The 18,900-nt window shown below is 44.5% G+C and carries 12 protein-coding genes and 2 tRNA genes; 12 read left to right on the plus strand and 2 right to left on the minus strand.

Annotated features, from left to right (window positions below):
* Positions 1–41 precede the first annotated feature (41 nt).
* From AJE_RS00480 to AJE_RS17905, 7 genes are all read left to right on the plus strand, one after another.
* A complete protein-coding gene (locus AJE_RS00480) occupies positions 42–1,520 on the plus strand; it encodes a hypothetical protein (protein WP_008949183.1) in 1,479 nt (492 codons plus the stop codon).
* Between the two features lie 5 nt (positions 1,521–1,525).
* Positions 1,526–2,179, plus strand: a complete 654-nt coding sequence (locus AJE_RS00485) for an OmpA/MotB family protein (RefSeq protein WP_008949184.1) — start codon at positions 1,526–1,528, stop codon at positions 2,177–2,179.
* Between the two features lie 427 nt (positions 2,180–2,606).
* A complete protein-coding gene (gene zorA, locus AJE_RS00490) occupies positions 2,607–4,838 on the plus strand; it encodes an anti-phage ZorAB system protein ZorA (protein ID WP_202799361.1) in 2,232 nt (743 codons plus the stop codon).
* 32 nt (positions 4,839–4,870) lie between these two features.
* Positions 4,871–5,626, plus strand: a complete 756-nt coding sequence (locus AJE_RS00495) for an OmpA/MotB family protein (RefSeq protein ID WP_237709270.1) — start codon at positions 4,871–4,873, stop codon at positions 5,624–5,626.
* A 2-nt stretch (positions 5,627–5,628) separates the two neighbouring features.
* Positions 5,629–7,116 carry an EH signature domain-containing protein gene (locus AJE_RS00500; RefSeq protein WP_008949187.1) on the plus strand — a complete coding sequence of 496 codons (1,488 nt, stop codon included), beginning with the start codon at positions 5,629–5,631 and terminating at the stop codon, positions 7,114–7,116.
* Position 7,117: 1 nt separating this feature from the next.
* Entirely contained in the window at positions 7,118–10,129 is a 3,012-nt protein-coding gene (locus AJE_RS00505; protein ID WP_039927828.1) for a DEAD/DEAH box helicase, read from the plus strand.
* 191 nt (positions 10,130–10,320) lie between these two features.
* Positions 10,321–11,133 (plus strand): HNH endonuclease, encoded by an 813-nt coding sequence (locus AJE_RS17905; RefSeq protein WP_008949189.1) that lies wholly within the window; start codon positions 10,321–10,323, stop codon positions 11,131–11,133.
* 661 nt (positions 11,134–11,794) lie between these two features.
* Here the strand turns inward: AJE_RS17905 and AJE_RS00515 are convergent.
* A tRNA-Met gene (locus AJE_RS00515) sits at positions 11,795–11,871 on the minus strand.
* A gap of 85 nt (positions 11,872–11,956) precedes the next feature.
* Positions 11,957–12,033 (minus strand) — tRNA-Met (locus AJE_RS00520).
* Positions 12,034–12,268: 235 nt separating this feature from the next.
* Between AJE_RS00520 and rlmKL the strand changes: the two genes are divergently transcribed.
* The 5 genes from rlmKL (at position 12,269) to rmf (ending at position 18,860) form a co-directional block, all read left to right on the plus strand.
* Complete coding sequence (gene rlmKL, locus AJE_RS00525) at positions 12,269–14,386, plus strand: bifunctional 23S rRNA (guanine(2069)-N(7))-methyltransferase RlmK/23S rRNA (guanine(2445)-N(2))-methyltransferase RlmL (RefSeq protein WP_008949190.1); 2,118 nt, start codon at positions 12,269–12,271, stop codon at positions 14,384–14,386.
* The gene (locus AJE_RS00530; protein WP_008949191.1) at positions 14,383–14,646 is read left to right on the plus strand and encodes a glutaredoxin family protein; all 264 of its coding nucleotides are present in this window, start codon (positions 14,383–14,385) and stop codon (positions 14,644–14,646) included. Before rlmKL ends, AJE_RS00530 begins: the two co-directional genes overlap by 4 nt.
* Positions 14,647–14,662: 16 nt before the next feature.
* On the plus strand, positions 14,663–16,576 hold the full coding sequence (gene uup, locus AJE_RS00535) for an ATP-binding cassette ATPase Uup (protein ID WP_008949192.1): 1,914 nt from the start codon (positions 14,663–14,665) through the stop codon (positions 16,574–16,576).
* Between the two features lie 18 nt (positions 16,577–16,594).
* Positions 16,595–18,406, plus strand: coding sequence for a DUF3466 family protein (locus AJE_RS00540; RefSeq protein ID WP_008949193.1), 1,812 nt, complete (start codon positions 16,595–16,597; stop codon positions 18,404–18,406).
* 271 nt (positions 18,407–18,677) lie between these two features.
* On the plus strand, positions 18,678–18,860 hold the full coding sequence (gene rmf / locus AJE_RS00545) for a ribosome modulation factor (RefSeq protein WP_008949194.1): 183 nt from the start codon (positions 18,678–18,680) through the stop codon (positions 18,858–18,860).
* Positions 18,861–18,900 lie beyond the last annotated feature (40 nt).

Here is an 18,900-nt window from a genome sequence, read left to right on the forward strand (position 1 = left end):
AAATTTTTATTATAACTACAAAATTTCTGGGGATACCTCAGATGCCAGGGTTGTTGTTGATTATTGGCTTGTTAGGGACTTTTTTGGGTTTGGGGCTAGCTTTGAACAACGCTTCAAATATCTTAAGCCAACCAGATGCTTTGAGTACTAGCGCAGCTTCTGACAGCATGCAAAACTTGTTGAATATGTTGCAGGGCTTAGGAACAAAGTTCAAGACATCTACTTGGGGTATCATTGGTTTTATACTCCTGAAAACTTGGAGTGAGATTACTCGATTTGAAGAAAAGAGACTTTCCTGGGTCATTAGAAAAGTTAAGGTTGAGCTAGATCTTAGAAAGCAGGTCATTAAATTAGAAGATGAATCCAAAAATGTTCGTATGGTGCAGGCTATAACAGATAGTGCTCATCAAACTATTGCTGCGTTTACTGGAAGCATTGCTAGTATGCTGGAAGTTTTGTCTAAACAAGAAGATTTAAGAATTGAACGGCAGAATACCCGTGAAAATAAATTGAATGACTTTTTCTCTCATAGTAATACTCAGCTTTCAGTTTTAGTGAACGCAATTAATAATAATTTCAGTACACTTACAGATCTAATTGTTGAAAACAATCAGAAAGCACAGGAACGGTCATCAGAATTAGTCAATGTTATTAATAATGGGTTCGGCGGTAATGCGAAATTATTAAACGCCATTCGTTTTGAATTAGAGATATCTTCAAAAACGATCTCAGAATTTAGTACCAACACCCGCACACTTGTCGAAGAAATGTCTAAAGCATCCTCTCAAATGGCGGAAGGTGCGAGAGGTGTTGGTATTGCTTCAAGTGGATTGGTTGGTGCCGTAGAATCATTTGAATCTAAATTTACTGAAGTTCTAGACCAAATAGGCTCTGACCTTGGAAAGGCTATTAATGAAATGAGCTTGCAGGCCGCACATACTCTGGAGTCTGGAAGTAACAAATTACATGCTGCCACTTCGGAAATATCCTCCGCTCTTGGTCAACTATCTGAAGATGTACAAGGGACAATGCAACAAGTCCAAGGTTCAATTAATAGAGCCCTTGAGATACAACAGAAATCATCCCAACAATTTATTTTATCTAGTAATATTTTGGCAGAAAAAACCCAAAGCTCAATAGATATGACACATAAGCTAACGACTCCAATTGAGCTTGGTTTAAAAGCAATATCTGAGTCAAATCGTGAACAAGCTGGCGTGTATCGTAAGCTAGACGCATCCATGAAAGAACTTCAAGAAATGACTAAGACACTGAGTACTTTTGGTAAGTTAATCGAACCAATAGAGTCAATTTCTGACAAATTAAACCGGGCCCTTTTAAAGTTAAATGGTATAAATGATCATTTAACGTCGATTAAAAATTTAGAGGGATACCATGAACCAATTAATTCGATTAAAAATTCATTGCAGCATCTTGAAAAGCAATCATCTCTAATTCGCTCCGAATTACAACGTAAATTATTACATAGTAGTTCATCTGGTATTGATTCCAAGGTCTAATCGCAATGAAAGAGAAACCAAATGAGTGGGTTGCCATTTCAGATCTAATGGCAGGTGTCCTTGCTGTTGTAATGCTTTTACTTGTAGTTGCAGTACTTCAGAAAAATTTCAGTGAAGCGCAACTACAGCAAGAACTTGCAAACGCTAGGCAAAAGGCTGAAGACCCAATAAAGGTTGTCGGGTTATCTTTGCAAGCTGTTTTAGCTGATAATAATTTCTCGGAATTGATGTCTGTTGATCTCATTACTAACCGTCTTACATTAAAAGATGGTGTTTTTGAGCGTGGAAGTGCTTGCCTTACCGAACAAGCAAGGCTTTCAGTGGATGCAGTAAGTGGTTTATTGGCAGAATTTTTAGCTTTAAATACCGCCGCTCAAATTTATGTAGAAGGTTTTACTGATGACATTCCAGTAAGAAGACCAGTTATTGATTATGCAAGATTTTGCACTGTGTATGACGATAATTATACCTTATCAGCAGCAAGAGCTAGGGAAGTCAGAAAGGTGCTTATAGGTGAGTTAAATGATAAAACATCAAAACGAGTTATTGTTGCGGGTTTTGGTGATTCAAGGCCGTTAGAAGGTCTTTCACCTAGCGATTCCCGGAATCGTCGAGTTGAGGTTTTGTTTACTTTGCAGGCAAATCAGCTCGTTAATTAGCATGTCACTTAACTATCAGAAGATCAGATAATAGTGCTGAAGAATTGCTATTAACCCGCGATTAAAGTTGCTTGATTGTATGCGGTTAATATTGTTTGAAAAGTACTTAGAGGGCAGTTTATGCCATTGTTAACACCAGCTTTTAAGCTTATTTGCCCCTCTTGCGGCTGGAGCAAGCTATTTCCTCCTATGGGTGATGTCCGTTTTCCTGGTCAAGTGCCCGAGAAGTGCCCATCTTGTGGTAACGAACAATTAAACCATGTGAAACCAAATTTGGCTGAAAGAATGTTGGTTACTATTAAAACTACGTTTAAATAAACTCAATTTACACGTAATGAACAGTACCACCAACAAATCTGGCACTAACTAACTTTTTAGTAAGTACCAATAAGTAATAAAATAACAACTGGGAAATGCAATAATGAGCATGGACAGCAAAATAGATACGACTAACTATAGTTTAATAAAATTATGGCCTGAGTTTTCCAGGCTGTGGGCTGGCGATTTTACCTCAGCAGAGGGCTTAAGTGCGGCGTTTGTTGCGGCGCTTTTTGCTTTAGCCATTATCTTTTCAGTGATGTCGCTTGTTAACTATATTAGAGCAAGTCGTCATTTGAGTTTTTATAAGCGTTTATTAAAAGGGCTTACGGTTGAGCAGTTATTAGATAAGCGCCGTGAGTTAATCAATACCGCCTTACAAAATCAGACTTATGGCCGACTATGGCGGGAGTTTGATGAGTCTCTGGTGCATATTCCACAAAAGCAACGCCTTTGTAATACGCTTGATGCCGCTCACTTTTTTAATACTCACACTATTTCACGCGGCTTAACCGAAAACCGTTTGTTGGCTGCAGTACCAGGCTTTCTTACCGCTATTGGCGTTATAGGTACTTTTGCAGGCTTGCAGCTTGGTTTGGGGCCTTTGGGCGCGTTAGACCCAGCCAATGCCAAAGTAGATGATCTAACCCACGGTATTTTCGGCATGATTGGTGGGGCATCGATAGCCTTTATGACCTCAGTATGGGGTGTGTTAATCAGTGTGCTGTTTAACTTTTTTGAAAAATGCCTTGAGCGTAATATTCGTTCTGCCATCAGTTCATTCCAGAATGAAGTGGACTATTTATATCCGCGTATTACTGCTGAGCAAAGCCTATCAAATATTGAAGACTTTACCCGCCAGAGTAACGAGAGCTTAGCTGCGCTGGATGAAAAGATTGGGCACAAAATGCAAGAGGCGATGAAAGAAGCCTCTAATGTGATCAGTGCTAGCGTGGCGGATAGCCTAAACACCATACTCGGGCCAGCAATTGAACGACTCGTCAATAATGCACACTCTGGCTCTGAAAAGGCGCTGGAATCCTTATTGGATCGCTTCTTACAAGGCATTGGCTCTGCCGGAAATTCACAAAAAGCGATGATGGAGCAGGCGGCAAAAGATATTGCAGCTGCCTCTACTGGTATGACGGAGGGTTTAAACCAGTTTACCGCTAAGTTAGACGGTCAAGTGAATAATCTTATGCAACGCAATGCTGAGGTGTTAAACCAGGTTAATAGTTCAGTTCAGCAGCAACTTGAAGCGCAAACTAAACAAGAGCAACAACGCCAGCAACAACTCAATACCAATCTTAATGAGTTTATGCAGAGCATGAAAATGCAGTTATCTGCATTGGCTGAGCAAAACGCTACTACGTTAAAATCCGTACAAGCCGCGTTTTCAGAACAAATGGCTGAGCAGCAAGGCCGAGAGGCAGCAAGACAGCAGCTTCTGCAACAACAGCAAGTGGCACAACAAGAGCAGGAAAAACAACGGCAAGAGCAGCTTACCGTTAATTTGGCAAACTTTATGGGCAGCATGAAAGCCCAGCTTGCTGAGTTGGCGGAACAAAACGCTAGTACATTAAAAAATGTACAAGGTGAGTTAAGCGGGCAAGTTGAAGCACAGCAAAACCGTGATGCAGTTAGGCAGAAACAACTGCAAGACCAACTTTCGGTATTCCAGGCTGCTCAAGAGCGGGTAACGCAAGGCATTGATAATGTATTGGCGGTACAGCAACAACAAAACACTGAACTATTAAGTGGTTTACGCGCCGTTATTGATAGATTTGAAGCCCTATCTGGCAGTCATCAAAATGCCACTTCTGCTATGCAAATGGTTTCCAGCGAATTAAAAGCCGGTTCAAACCAATTAGGTTTGCTCTCTTCTAATCTTAAAGCGGCTATTGATACCTTTGGCCAGCAATTATCTGCCGCTCTTGAGCACGCCGATGAAGTAACCAAAAACAACGTTGAGTCAGCTGAAATGTTTAAGGACGTTGTTGCAGGGTTAAATCGGGCTGGCGATCAGATTACTCAAGCATCAAGCACGTTAAATGAGGCATCAGGTAAAGCTGAGAATGGATTAACTGCTGTGGATAAACACTTTAATGCATTGTCACAGTCGTTACAGACGCATTTGGCTGAAGTACAACGACAGGTGGCAGATTTACTGACTTCTTACAGTGACAGAGTGAAAGATCAAACTGTTGCCAGGTTAAATGTTTGGAATGAGCATACCGCAGCCTATATTGGCGCGATGACAAATGCGGTTAGTGCACTAAACAGTGTTGTTGATGAAATCGATGGCAAAGTCAGTCGCCGTCATGAAGGTACTGCTGTATGAGGGGGCTAAATAGCCGCGGAAGCAGCCATCAGGTGGATGAAGAGAACCCATATTGGATTTCTTTTTCAGACATTATGGCGGGCTTGCTGGTAATTTTTGTGTTGGCAGCCGTAGCGTTAATTCTGGAGCTGACACAAAAAAGTGAGCAATGGGATGAGGCAATTCGGGAAATTGCAAAAGCAGAACAGGTAAGAAAAGACTTACTGCGCGAAATAGAGCAAGAACTTAACGCCATGAATATTCCGGTGAAAATAAGCGATAACGATACGGTTTTGCGCATTCCTGAAGATGTTCTTACCTTTGCCCAGGGGCGGTTTGACATTCCGGATGATGCGCGTTCGCAGCAAAATGCTTTGGATATCGGCCGTGTGCTTTTTAACAGCATTACCAAGGAAGAGCGCTGGAAATATCTGGATACCATTTTTGTTGAGGGGCATACCGATCCCGTTCCATTTCGTAACAATGCGATAAAAGGTAACTGGGGGCTTTCAACATTCCGGGCTATTTCTGTGTGGAATTATTGGAATGAGGCCATGGCGGAAAATTATCGCCTTGATGCTTTAACTAACCATGTTGGAAAACCGCTATTTTCAGTTAGTGGCTTTGCCGAAACGCGGCCTATACCTTGTTCATTGGGAAGTACTGAGGTAGCTGATAGCAGTATCTGTCCGGATGGTGTTATGACTGCTGAAGAATCGCATAGCAAAAATCGAAGAATTGATATTCGCTTTACCGTGCGTCGGCCTGCATTGGAAGAATACCAAGCGGTAAAACAGGTGATAAACTAACGATGCGCTTGCCAGATTTAACCTTTGAGCTGCCGGATTGGAAAGCTTCTGATTTTACGCGGATACATGATGCTGAGAAGAAGGTAAAACAGATTGGCCGTAAAGCGGGAACTGGCTCTGATTCATTTCATAAAGCTTGCCTTAAATTACTCAATATTGTGCTGCAAAAGCAGCCTGAAAAGCTCGTCTCCAATATTACAAGTAGCGTTGATGTCAGGGCCTTTACCTTTTTGCTTGGGGTTTCAGAAGAGTTTATCAGGCAGTTTTCTTTAACCCGTGCTCAGCTGGATGTGTTGATAGCGCCCCGTGACCCCATTAGTAAGTTATCTTTGCTCCAGTTGATTCGTGCTTATTTTGTTCGCTATGACTCTATCGCCAACACCCAGGTATTAGCGGATTGGCGCGCTTTGATTTGTTCGCAACTTAGTCAGCTAAAGTTGTCAGCTGCGCTAAGTGACTTAGCCTCTTACGTTAAGCATGCAGCAGTATTGTTTTCCGCAAGTGGCCCAGCGCAGGTGGTTGCATTTGCCAGAAACAAGCAAAGTGATTTGGATGGTGTATTGCGTGAGCTGGGGTTAAATGCTTTTAGTCATGGCCGTTTTCTTACTTTGTGTCGCTACCAATATTACCTTGAAACATTAAAAACGATACCTGTTGGTGCTGAGCATGACATTTTAAGTGAGGTTGTAAAATCAGAAGTCATTAACGCCCCAATTGATGACAGCCATTTGCTAGGCCATGCGGTATTGGAGATTTTAATTGATCGTGCTGCAGGTTCACCAATTTCACCTGCCTGGCAGAGTGTTATCTTAAGTATTGCCGGAGATCCGCGAGTACCAACCTCTAGCCCTAATTATCAAAAATGGTGGGTATTATTAGGCGAACAGCGTATTGGCTTAATGCGTGGCTGGTTAAGCCGTTTCGATCTTGCGCTGTTTTTGAAAGTGCTGGAGCAAAGTGCTCGTGATGGCAGTATTGGAGATATGGAGCGTATGTTTGAGCCCCGTAAACAGTTTATGGAGGGCTTGCTAGAGCAAGGGTTGGTAAGCCAATCTCGTTTGTTTTTAAGCCGACATGCCGAACATTATCTTCGAAAATCCTTTAAGAAAGAAGAGCTTCCAGAGTACGCGCTAGTAGATTCCCCAGAAACGTCAATGATTTATCTAAATCTTGCTGGCAAAGTGCATATGATTGAAGGGAGCCATAGTTTTAAACTTAAGTTATTAGATACTTTACCAAGCCAATTTAAGCTGCTGGATTACAGTAAGCGGCTTTATTTTGATTATGAATTTCGCTCTAAAATCGTCCGCATTTATACGGAAGAGTTTGGCAAGCGTCGCGGCATAGCAGAATTAACGCATGATGTGCACTTAAATTGGCAGCACAATGCTATTCAATTTTTATCTGAGCAGGGCATTTCTGTTTCCGCATATGAGTTAATTGGTGCGGCGCGTTATCGGGAATATAAGTCGAAGTTTGGGGTGAGTTAGTATGGGGATCCGCGATCTTATTCGAGGTCTTAGAACATCAGGGCAAACAAATTTGTTGCACTGGCGCATAGATCCGGTTGAAGGTGTCGACTTTATTATTGAACGTAAAGCGCTTGCTGACGAAGAAGGTTATGCTATTAGAAACCCCTATTTTGGGATGCAATTGGCTTACCTAAAAGGCATGCTTGAGCAAAACAAGGCAGTAAGAAACGCTGATGGCTTTACCATCTTGTCGCAAGATATTGTGGGATTGGGTGAAGACTTTATTACGCTCTTTGATTTTCCTGATTTTTATCCCGGCAGTTTTAATACCCGTTTTGAAGGTAACACAGGTAAAGCTGCATTTAACGTTGCCCTTGAGTTGATGCTACCTGGTGGCGATAGTGTTCCACGTTTTACTGTTTTCGGCCCTTTATTAAAGCTTGCTGATAACGAAATGTATATGTTACAGCCAGCGGAGTGGCGTGCTTTGCAGGCACTTAAATTTCATCAAGGCTTAGCTGCTGATAAGCGTGGTGAGTATGAAAATAATTGGTTAGTGTTCCAACTGCAATTAGCAAAGCGAGCAGGTATGAAAATTAACCTGGCGCATTTCGAGAACCTTGAAGTTTTCCAGCCTGAGAAAGTTGGTGTAGCTGTTGATACCTTACCTAACGGTGATTTAATACTGACACCCTCTTTTGGTTCAGGAGTAAATATTGATGATATCCATAACCGGCTTGGGCAAGTCGGCTCTGACGATAAACAGTGTATTCTTAGAGTAAAAAATAAATTTGTTTTACTGGATGAGCAAAGGCTGGAAGCCACAAAAGAAATTCTAACTAATAGACGCATCCCTAAGGCACAGGTGGCTTCTTTTTTGAAGTCGCCTACTGCCTATTTAAATGCAGCATTAATCGACTTAGATACTGGCTTTTCGTTGCGGGTGCATGGTGCTGAAAAATTTTGTCAGCGCTATTTCGGTGACGTGGAGAAATCTGGCGTAAATTGGTTTGGCAATACAGACGATATTGTTGAACCTGTTGAAAAGCTTACTACCATTATTGATGATCAGCAGAAACTTGATGAGGTTAGGGCATTATTTTCGGATGCTCAGAAGACCGGCGCTGACATGATTGATGTTGATGGCTGCACTATTGATGTTTCTGATAAGCCAAAAGTTCAAAGCACACTTGATGATATTCAGTTGGCTATTGATGAGGGCAGGCTTACCCCGAAACCAGCCGAGCAGGGGCTTACCGATGAAGAAATTGTTACTACCACTGAAAGAGCCGTTGTTGCGATAGACAGTAACGATGACAGTATTGAGTACAGTAAAGACTCACGAGTGACAGGCCTTGATTTATCACAAATTACCTTTACCTCTGAAAATCTTCAGCGCTTACCTTTTCCACATCAGGATGAGGGAGTACGTTGGTTGCTGGCGCATTTAGAGCAAATTAAAAGTACAGGCGAGCCCAGTGGGGCAATGTTGGCTGATGATATGGGGTTGGGTAAAACCTATATGACACTAGTCGCCATTGCAGAATGGTATAGACGTTGTAATCAACTTAACGAGCCACAAAAACCAGTACTGATTGTTGCCCCATTAAGTCTTATTGAAAACTGGCAAGCTGAGGTAGCTGTAACCTTTAATCAATCACCTTTTAGTGACATTGTGGTTTTGCAAGCAGGGGGCGATTTAAGCCGCTTCAGGCTGGAAGGGGCAGGGCGAGAAACCTTACAGGAATTTGTAGATGACGATTTGATTCAGGATGCAGATTCGATTCGTTATGCGCTTAAAATCGGTAAAGTATATGGCTCTGATCGATTGGATCTGCCACGGCGTTTGGTATTAACAACCTACCAGACACTAAGGGATTATCAATTTTCTTTAAGCCGGGTAGATTGGAGTATTGCCGCCTTTGACGAAGCGCAAAATTTAAAGAATCCCAATGCATTATCTACGCGGGCAGCCAAAGGACTAAAAGCTGATTTTAAATTACTCGCTACTGGTACGCCTGTAGAGAATACGCTTAAGGACTTTTGGTGCTTATTTGATACCGCAGTTCCGGGATTACTTGGAGCCTGGCAAGCATTTAGGAAAGATTTTATTGCACCGATTTTGTCGGCTTCTACAGAGCAAGTTAACCAAGTAAGGGTTGATGTTGGGCGTGAGTTACGGAAAAAAGTGGGTGACTACATGCTGCGGCGCACCAAAGCGGAAAAGCTAAAGGGGTTACCAGAAAAGCGGATTTTTAGTGGTGATGCTGGAGCGGATGAAGGTAGTTATTTACCTGTGTTGTCAGCAGTGATGTCAGGCCCGCAACTTGCCTATTACGACGACATAATAGCCAGTGTTAAATCCTGCAAACCTGAAGAAAAGCGTATGGTAATTCTACCGAGTTTACGCAAGTTAAAGGTTGCCAGTATTCATCATGAAATTGATGCTAAAGCGGCGATCCCCAAAGTCAGTAATGAACTGTTAAAGCAAGCGCAGTTATCTGTAAAGCTGCAATCCTTAGTTGCCATACTTAAAGAAATTGAAAAGCGAGCTGAGAAGGTCTTGGTATTTGCAGAGACCAAAGCTGTTCAAGCTTATATTTGTGCGTTGGTGACCAGTATCTTTAAGGTGCAAGTTGAAATCATCAACGGTGATACTCAAGCCGTGGCAACCAAATACGAAACGCATACCCGTAAAGCCATAATCGATCGTTTCCAAACTGCCGCAGGTTTCGGCGTGATTGTTATGTCTCCGGTAGCTGCCGGTGTTGGGTTAACCGTTGTTGGTGCAAATAACGTTATTCATGTTGAGAGACACTGGAACCCAGCCAAAGAAGCTCAGGCCACCGACAGGGTTTATCGAATTGGCCAAACCCGTGATGTAAATGTTTATATCCCTATGGCGTTACATCCAAAACTGCGTTCCTTTGATCAGCATTTAAATGGTTTATTAGCAAACAAAGTTGACCTAAGTGATGCGGTAGTAGCGAATCCGACCATAGAGCCCAGTGATTTGGCAGGGTGTTTTTAACGATGAATAATCAAAAGAACAGTTCTATATTATCCCTTTGCTGGAGTACAAAATAAGAAAATTTTTTGCCGTTGGTTTGATGCTGCAGCTTGTAATGCCGAACTGTGTAAATGCAGCAGAGAGCAATCTCATAACAATTTCTGAGTATGCTTCAGATTTTTCAGCGAATAAACTAAATAAGTGAGTCAATTATGAGTGCTTATATCTATACATGGAATCCTAAACGGTGGGTATGGGTTGATTTTGGGGACGCAGTGTATCGTATTTGTAACGGTGAAAGATATGATACTGCTTGGAGCTGCGGAAATACAAAGAGGATAAAAGTTGGTGATGTCTTCTTTCTAATAAAACTTGGAAAGGACGTAGAGCAGAAAGGTATAATTGGTTGCGGTTATGTTTCATCTGACTATTATGAATTACCTCATTGGGATGAGAAAAAAGCTGCTGAGGGGAAATTAGTAATTGTTAATGATCTTCTATTTAAATCGCTCTCTGATGAGCCACTGATTGCTCTTGAAGACCTAAAACTCAGGTATCCCGATAGAAATTGGACTCCTGAGAAGGGTGGTACAAGCGTTCCTGAATCAATCGCGATTGAAATATTTAACCTAATACAAAAACAATCCCCACATATTTTCACTTCTGAAAATGCAGATGACATTCAAATTTATACTGAAGGCAAGCCAAAGAAAATCACTACTAAAACTTATGATAGAAGTGCCGATGCCCGTCAAAAATGTATTAGTCACTACCAGTATAATTGTTCTGTTTGCAACTTTAATTTTAAATCTGAATATGGAGAATTAGGATCAAATTATATTGAGGTCCACCATCTCCGTAGGTTAGCCGATATTAATAAGGAGTATACAATTGATCCAATCAAAGATCTCAGGCCTGTTTGTGCAAACTGTCACAGGATGCTGCATCGGCGCACACCGCCGTATTCTATAGAAGAACTTAGAGACCTTATTAAGGAAGCTAAAGGGTTAAATTTACCAAAATAGCTAATTGCACTCATATCAAAATCAGTAATACTGCAAACCCAGAGCGTGCTGAGTTTCAGGAGCATACCTCTTAGTATATTAGGTTAAGAAATGAAACGCAGGAAAAACAAGGAAATTGTTTAGTCATAAAGTTAGGTAGCAGGTAATAACCATCCACTGTCGGATTTTAACCAATTGATCATAGAGTAGAACATCTGTAACGGCTGTAATTAAAACTGACAACTGAATAGGATTATTGAACAGGCTAAGAGGTATTAAGAGGTATATCAGTCTGTTTTAATGCTAGATTGGAATTTTTACATAAAGCCTGAATGGTTTTGTCACAAACCCGCACAACCAAAATTTTACGCTTTTCAATCCCCTCAGAAAGCAAGTTACTAATTTACATAGTAAATAAACCCTCTAGTGCCAAAGTGCTTGAGATTAATTAACGTCTATTAAGATCGATTTTTGTCACAGATTTTTGTGACGAGCGCTTGTGCAGAGGTAAATTACCTAAAGGTCAATAATTTTCTTTTTCCGGTACAAGGATTTTGGAAAATTTATTGATTGGTAATCGAAGTTGTCACAGATTCGTCACAGGGTAGGGGTTTTAGGAACAAAATATTTCCCTTATAAAGGGAATTAGATGTTAATCAATAGGTTAAGTAGGTGTGTTAAGTGGTTGCGGGAGCCGGATTTGAACCGACGACCTTCGGGTTATGAGCCCGACGAGCTACCAGGCTGCTCCATCCCGCGTCCGTGTATTACCCTTGAGCAGTGAAGGTAATAATTTGATTTGCAAGACGTTAATTGATGACCTTTGGTATAAACAAGTCACAATTGGTTGCGGGAGCCGGATTTGAACCGACGACCTTCGGGTTATGAGCCCGACGAGCTACCAGGCTGCTCCATCCCGCGTCCGTCATTGCGGGGCGCATCTTAGAGCTTTCGCTTTACATACGCAAGCGTTAATTTCGCTTATTTGGTTCGGTTGCCTATTTGCTAAGCAAAGCGTCTGTTTATTGCTGCTAGTGCTGCCTAAATGCTTACCAAGCTGCGCTGAAACAACCTTGCCCGCAACGCTGAGAAAGTGCGGCGCCGGGGTTGTCGATTCTGCTATACTAGCGGCCATTTTATTTTAAGGTTTGCTGCAATGCTGGAATTTTGGGCTTTAACGTCTAAGGGCGTGGAAGAGCTGTTAGCGGATGAGATCCGCAGTTATCAGGGTGAAGTGTTAAAGGTCTCAATGGGCGTAGTGCGCTTTAAGGCCGATATTAAAACGGCCTACACCCTATGTTTATGGTCACGTCTGGCAACAAGGATCCTGCGCTTAATTCAGTCGGAGCCGGTTACTGCCGAGTCGGATCTGTATCAGATCGCAAGTCAAATCGACTGGGGCCAGTTAATGTCGGTGCGGCAAACCTTAGCCGTCGACTGTGTTGGCAAGCATCCAAAAATTGATAATACCCAATATGGCGGCATGCGCTTAAAAGATGCCATTGTCGATCAGTTTCGCGAAGAAACCGGCGATCGGCCGGATGTGGATCGCTTAAACCCCGATGTGCGGTTTCAGGTACGTCTGGATAAACAGCATTTTCACTTCCTGCTGGATTTCTCAGGCCCATCGTTACATCAACGCGGTTACCGTACCGGGCAGGGCGAAGCACCGTTAAAAGAGCATTTAGCGGCAGCCTTACTCAAGCGTTCTGGCTGGACAGCCGGTACCCCTTTGTACGATCCGTTCTGCGGTAGCGGCACTATTTTAATTGAAGCGGCGCAAATCAGTCTGAATCAGGCGCCGGGTTTGGCGCGGGAAAGTTTTGCCTTTGAGCGGGCACCGGGTTTTCGGGCCGCGGTATGGCAGCAATTAAAAGCCGATGCTAAAGCGCAGGCCTTGCCTGCGGGCGACACTATCCAGTTTTGGGGCACGGATACTGACGAGCGCAGCCTGAGTAAAGCCCGGCAAAATGCGGCCCGTGCCGGCGTGGCTAATTTGATCAAATTTGATTATGCCGATGCCACTGCGTTAAAAGGCGCCGTGACGGATACCCCGGGTGTGATAGTGACTAACCCGCCTTATGGCGAGCGCTTGGGCGATCTGCCGGCACTGATCCCGCTTTACAGTAATTTCTCGCTGGCGCTAAAAACCCACTATCAGGGCTGGCGCCTGGCAATTATTACCTCGAACAGCGACTTACTGCGGGCGCTGCGTTTATCTAAGGCCAAAAGCTACAAATTTAGTAACGGCCCGCTGGACTGTGAGTTTACGCTGTTTGACCTCACAGAAAAGCAGGTGCAGGTTAGCTCCAGCGCGCCAGCGCTGTTTTTTAGTGAGAGCAGCGCCTTTGGTAACCGGCTGGCGAAAAACTTAAAAGCGATACAAAAATGGGCCAAACGCGAAGGCTTAAGCTGCTACCGCTTATATGATGCCGATATTCCGGAATATAACGTCGCGGTAGATTGGTATGACGGCGAGGTGGTCGTGCATGAGTATGCCGCGCCCGGCACCGTCGATGAGCAAATTGCCCAGAAGCGCTTGTTCGATGTGGTTAATCAGGTACCAACGGTGCTGGGGATTAGCCCGGATAAGATGATCCTGAAGGTGCGGGAAAAGCAAAAGGGTACTAACCAGTATCAGGCACTTGCTAAAGCAGGCCAGTATAAAGAAGTATCAGAGTATGGCGCTAAGTTCTGGGTCAACCTGCGCGATTATCTGGATACCGGGTTATTTTTAGATCACCGTATTACCCGCCGCATGCTGCAGCAACAAGCGCAGGGCAAGCGGGTATTAAACCTGTTTGCCTACACCGGCAGTGCCTCGGTGCATGCGGCTATTGGCGGTGCGACCAGTGTGACTACCGTTGATATGTCCAACACCTATCTGGATTGGGCTAAACGCAACTTTATGCTGAACGGTCTTAATGGTAAACAATACCAGTTTGAACAGGCAGATTGCTTACAGTGGCTCGCCCGCAGCCGGAATTTATTTGATTTGATCTTTGTCGATCCGCCAACCTTTTCTAACTCGAAACGGATGGAAGATAGCTGGGATGTACAGCGCGATCATGTCAAATTACTGAATATGCTGATTAGCAAGATGGCGCCGGGCGCTAAGGTGATTTTTTCCAATAATAAGCGGCGCTTTAAGCTCGATTACGCAGCGCTTGAGGAAGCCGGCTGGCAGGTGAAAGATATCTCGGCTGCGACCTTACCGGAAGATTTTAAGCGCAACCCGCATATTCATGTCTGTTTTGAGCTAACCCGGCCATGAGTGATTTAACCCTATACAGCACCTGGGGTTGCCATCTGTGTGAACAGGCCGAAGCCCTGGTTCAGCAAGCTGGCCTGGCCGATAAACTGCAGGTACAGGATATCGTCGATGATGAGGCGTTATTTGCCCGTTTTCGGGTGCATATTCCGGTGCTGGCAGCCAGTGATGCGCAGGGGCAGGAACAATTACTGTATTGGCCTTTTGATCACAGTGCGCTAGCCAGCTGGCTAGCCGCTTTGGATCTGACAACAACCGATTAAAGCAGGATAGGGTAACGTGGAGTTATTACGTTTTCAGCAGGCTTGCCTGGCCTTTGGTACCCACCCGGTACTGGATAAGGTGGATTTTAGTTTATTTACCGGTGAGCGGGTGTGTCTGGTTGGCCGTAATGGCGCCGGCAAGTCGACCTTTTTAAAATTGCTGACCGGTCAGCAAAATTTGGATGATGGTCAAATTGTGATGACTAACGGCGTGGTGCTAAGCCGGTTAGAGCAAGACCCGCCAGCCAAAATGGACGTCAAAATTGCCGACTTTATCCGTGAAGGTGCCGGTGATTTAGCAGAAAAGCTGCAGCAGTTTTATACCTTATCTGAGAATCTGGACGGTGCCGGCGATGCTGAGTACCGGTTATTTGAGCGCTTGCAAAGTGAGCTCGACGCCCGCGATGGCTGGGGCTTAGAAGCGCGGGTTGACATGCTGTGTCAGCAGTTTGATATGGATGGTAACGCCAGCTTAGCCACCTTATCTGGCGGCTGGTTACGCAAAGCTGCGCTGGCGAGGGCGTTAATTGCCAAACCCGATATTCTGCTACTGGACGAACCGACCAACCATTTGGATGTGGCTGCCATTCAATGGCTGGAGGGCTTTTTAAAGAGCTTTGCCGGTGCCATTATCTTTATCTCGCACGACCGCGCCTTTATCCGTGCTTTAGCCACCCGGATTATCGATCTTGACCGTGGCTTATTGACCTCACATCCGGGTAACTACCAGGAATATCTGGATCGCAAACAAAAAATGCTGGAAGACGAACAGCAAGCTAATGCGCTGTTCGATAAAAAACTGGCCGAAGAAGAAGTCTGGATCCGCCAGGGTATTAAAGCCCGCCGCACCCGGAACGAAGGCCGGGTGAGAGCGTTAAAAGCGCTACGCCGTGAGCGAGCGGCGCGGGTAGAGCAGTTAGGCAAGGTCGATTTTGCGATTGAGCAAGCGGCGCGATCCGGCAAGCTGGTGTTTGAAACCAAACAACTCAGCCATGCCTTTAATGGTGTACCGGTTATTCGCGACCTCGACTTACTGGTAATGCGTGGGGATCGTGTGGCCTTAGTGGGCCCAAATGGTGTCGGTAAATCCACGCTGATTAAGCTGTTATTAGGCGACTATCAGCAAGATAGTGGCGAGATCAAGCGTGGCACTAATCTGGAAGTAGCATACTTTGATCAGCACCGGATGGCGCTCGACTTAGATGCGACGGTGCAGGATAACGTCGCCGACGGTAAGCAGGAGATCAATTTAAATGGCCAAAGCCGGCATGTTTTAAGTTACTTGCAAGACTTTTTATTTCCACCGCTGCGGGCCCGCACGCCAGTGCGCGCCTTATCCGGTGGTGAGAAAAACCGCTTATTACTGGCCAAGCTCTTTGCTAAACCCTCTAATTTGCTGATCCTCGACGAACCGACCAACGATCTGGATGTGGAAACCCTGGAGCTTTTAGAAGATATTCTGGAACAATATCAGGGCACCGTCTTGCTGGTCAGCCACGACCGTGAGTTTGTCAATAACACCGTGACCAGCTCACTGCTGTTTGCTGGCCAGGGCCGGATTATTGAAATTGCCGGCGGTTATGACGATGTGCTGGACTGGCAAGCGAAGCAGGGCGCTGATCTCACCGCAAAAAAAGCTGAGCCGGTAGCCGAAGTTAAAACTAATGCGCAGGAAAAACCGGCGCAGGCTTCTGTTAACAGCGCTAAGAAGTTATCATACAAAGAGAAACGTGAATTAGAGCAACTGCCGGCGCTGATTGAAAGCCTGGATCAGCAGCTTAGCGCCTTACAGACTGAAGTGAATGATGCCGATTTTTTTAAGAACAGCGCAGACTACACCCAGCAAAGGTTGAACCTAATCCAAGAAACCGAGTCGAAGCTGGCGCAGGCGTATCAGCGCTGGGAAGAATTAGAAGCCGCAATATCGTAAATTTTTAGGGGCCCGTTAATGAAATTATCACCGATCAGCTTAGCAGTATTGCCGTTGCTGACCATGTTCTCGGCGCAAGCCGCGGTGTATCAGATTGTTGAATTAGATACCAATAATAAAGTCCGTGCCACCAGCGGCGCTGCTGCAACCTTACAGGGCGCCGTTGTGACCAATGGCAGCACTTTTCTGGATGTGCCACTTGATCTTGAGACCATTGATTTTGATAGCGACGTAATAAAGAGCTTATTAACTGAGCAACAACTTGCTGATGCGAAAAATGGTATCATCGATGCGACAGTGCAGAATATATTAATAAGTTATTTGATTAACGTTCCTTCAGTACGGAACCAACCTATTGGTATTACCCGGGTGTTTAACAAGCCGCAGAATGGCGTTAATACCGGCCTCATTATTCGCGACACTAACCAAACGCGCACTAACACCGAGTTTGCTTACGCAAGCAATAATGCTGGCCAGTTAGTTGTGGTTGCCACTGCACCTTCGCAGAAAGTCAGATTTGAACCTTTACCAGAGCCTGTACCCGAGGACACGCCTGAGCCAGAAATCCCGGTGATCCCGCAACCCTTTATGGCCTGGGTGCCACAACCTGGTTATATGCTAGGTTATGTTGTTAGTGATAATCAGACTATTGTATTACCGCCGGCGATAACTGAGCTGGGGGGGGGTATGTCGGCCGCACAGGATATTAATAATAGTGGTGTGGTAGCAGGTTTTACTTCAGCTGGCGTTACTGACGATGTAAAAACAGCGGTTAATACCATTTGTACCGGGCGGTCGCAGCCATTACAGTATTGTTTAAATCTTTCTATGTCGAACCGCTCTGTTAGTTTGGCGAGTATGCTAGACCAAATTCGCAGAGTCCAAACCGTTGATATTTTACCGCAGGGTTACCAAGAACGCGCGGCGTTGTGGCAAGTTAATGATAATGGCACTGCCAGCTTAATTCGTACCCTTGGTTATTTAGGTGAAAAAGGAAACGGGGGTATTGCTCCTGAGTCAGAAGACTATCCTGCACCAACCTATTACAGCAGAGCGACAGCGATAAATGATAATGGTATTGCGGTAGGTCATTCGCTGTACACGGATGTTGATCGAATTATTCGTTATTTTGATAACTTTGGTTTTGAATATCGTCGTGCTTATTCTGCTCCTCATGCCACTATTTATCAGCAAGATGATGTTAAAGGGTTTATTAATACCCAAGATTGGTTAGCCAGTATCGCGGTAGACATTAATAACCAAGGCTTGGTAACAGGCTATGCGTTCAGAAGTATTAATAGTGCGGTACGCTCAAAACTCTTTACCTATAATATTGACAATCAGGAATTAAAGTTTGTTGATGGCTTTTTCAGCAGCTCTACTACAGAACCTCGGGCCATTAATAATAATGGCCAGGTCGTTGGCCGAGCAGAGGTGATTATCGGCGGTACGGTAAGTCGGCGTTACCATGGCTTTATGTACGACAGCCGGGATGGTAGTTTCCGGGATCTGAATGATCTGGTGGGTTGTGATGCGCCTTACACTATAGTTGACGCTACAGCGATTAACGATAACGGCGAAGTGATGGCGACAGCTTTAGTCCGCCGCCCGCGTTTAGATGCGAAAGGGCAACAGCAATTAGATGATGCAGGCCAGGTTATCACAGAAGAGCAAGCTACTGCGGTTAAGCTTAGACCGATCCCCAATGGTCAACCGGCTAATTGCGGTGCAGAAGACCGCCAATACGAACGTAAAAGTGGTAGTGGCTCGGCACTCTGGTTGCTGATGTTAGGTGCGCTATCTCTGGTGCGTTACCGCCGTTCGCGCTAACTTCTACTGAGTCTAAACCCCAGTGCTTGAATGAGTGCTGGGGTTTTTCTTTAGGTAATCAAAATCATTTTCTTTAGATGATTTTGGTCTAACAAGCTTTTCAAACTTTTGTATCGACATCTCATGTGCTTAGCAGAAGTCAAGCAATATATTACTCAATTTGGGTTTGAACCTTCCGGTCATATTGGCTATCTATAAACTGTAACATTGTTGTGTTAGGCGCAACTTTGTTACTGTTCAAAAAACACAAAAAGTTGAGGAAGACTGCCGTATGAAAAGACAAAAACGTGATCGTCTGGAACGTGCTCATGCTCAAGGTTACCGCGCTGGTGTTACCGGCCGCTCAAAAGAAATTTGCCCTTATCAGAGTTTAGATGCCCGCTCAGAATGGCTAGGAGGTTGGCGGGAAGCGATGGCAGACAGGAATGTCGGATTATTTAACAAAGGTGCCTGATTACGGCCTGTAACGCAAAAGCCCCGTTAACTAGCGGGGC

Source organism: Alishewanella jeotgali KCTC 22429 (assembly GCF_000245735.1).
In the GTDB taxonomy this organism is placed as follows: domain Bacteria; phylum Pseudomonadota; class Gammaproteobacteria; order Enterobacterales; family Alteromonadaceae; genus Alishewanella; species Alishewanella jeotgali.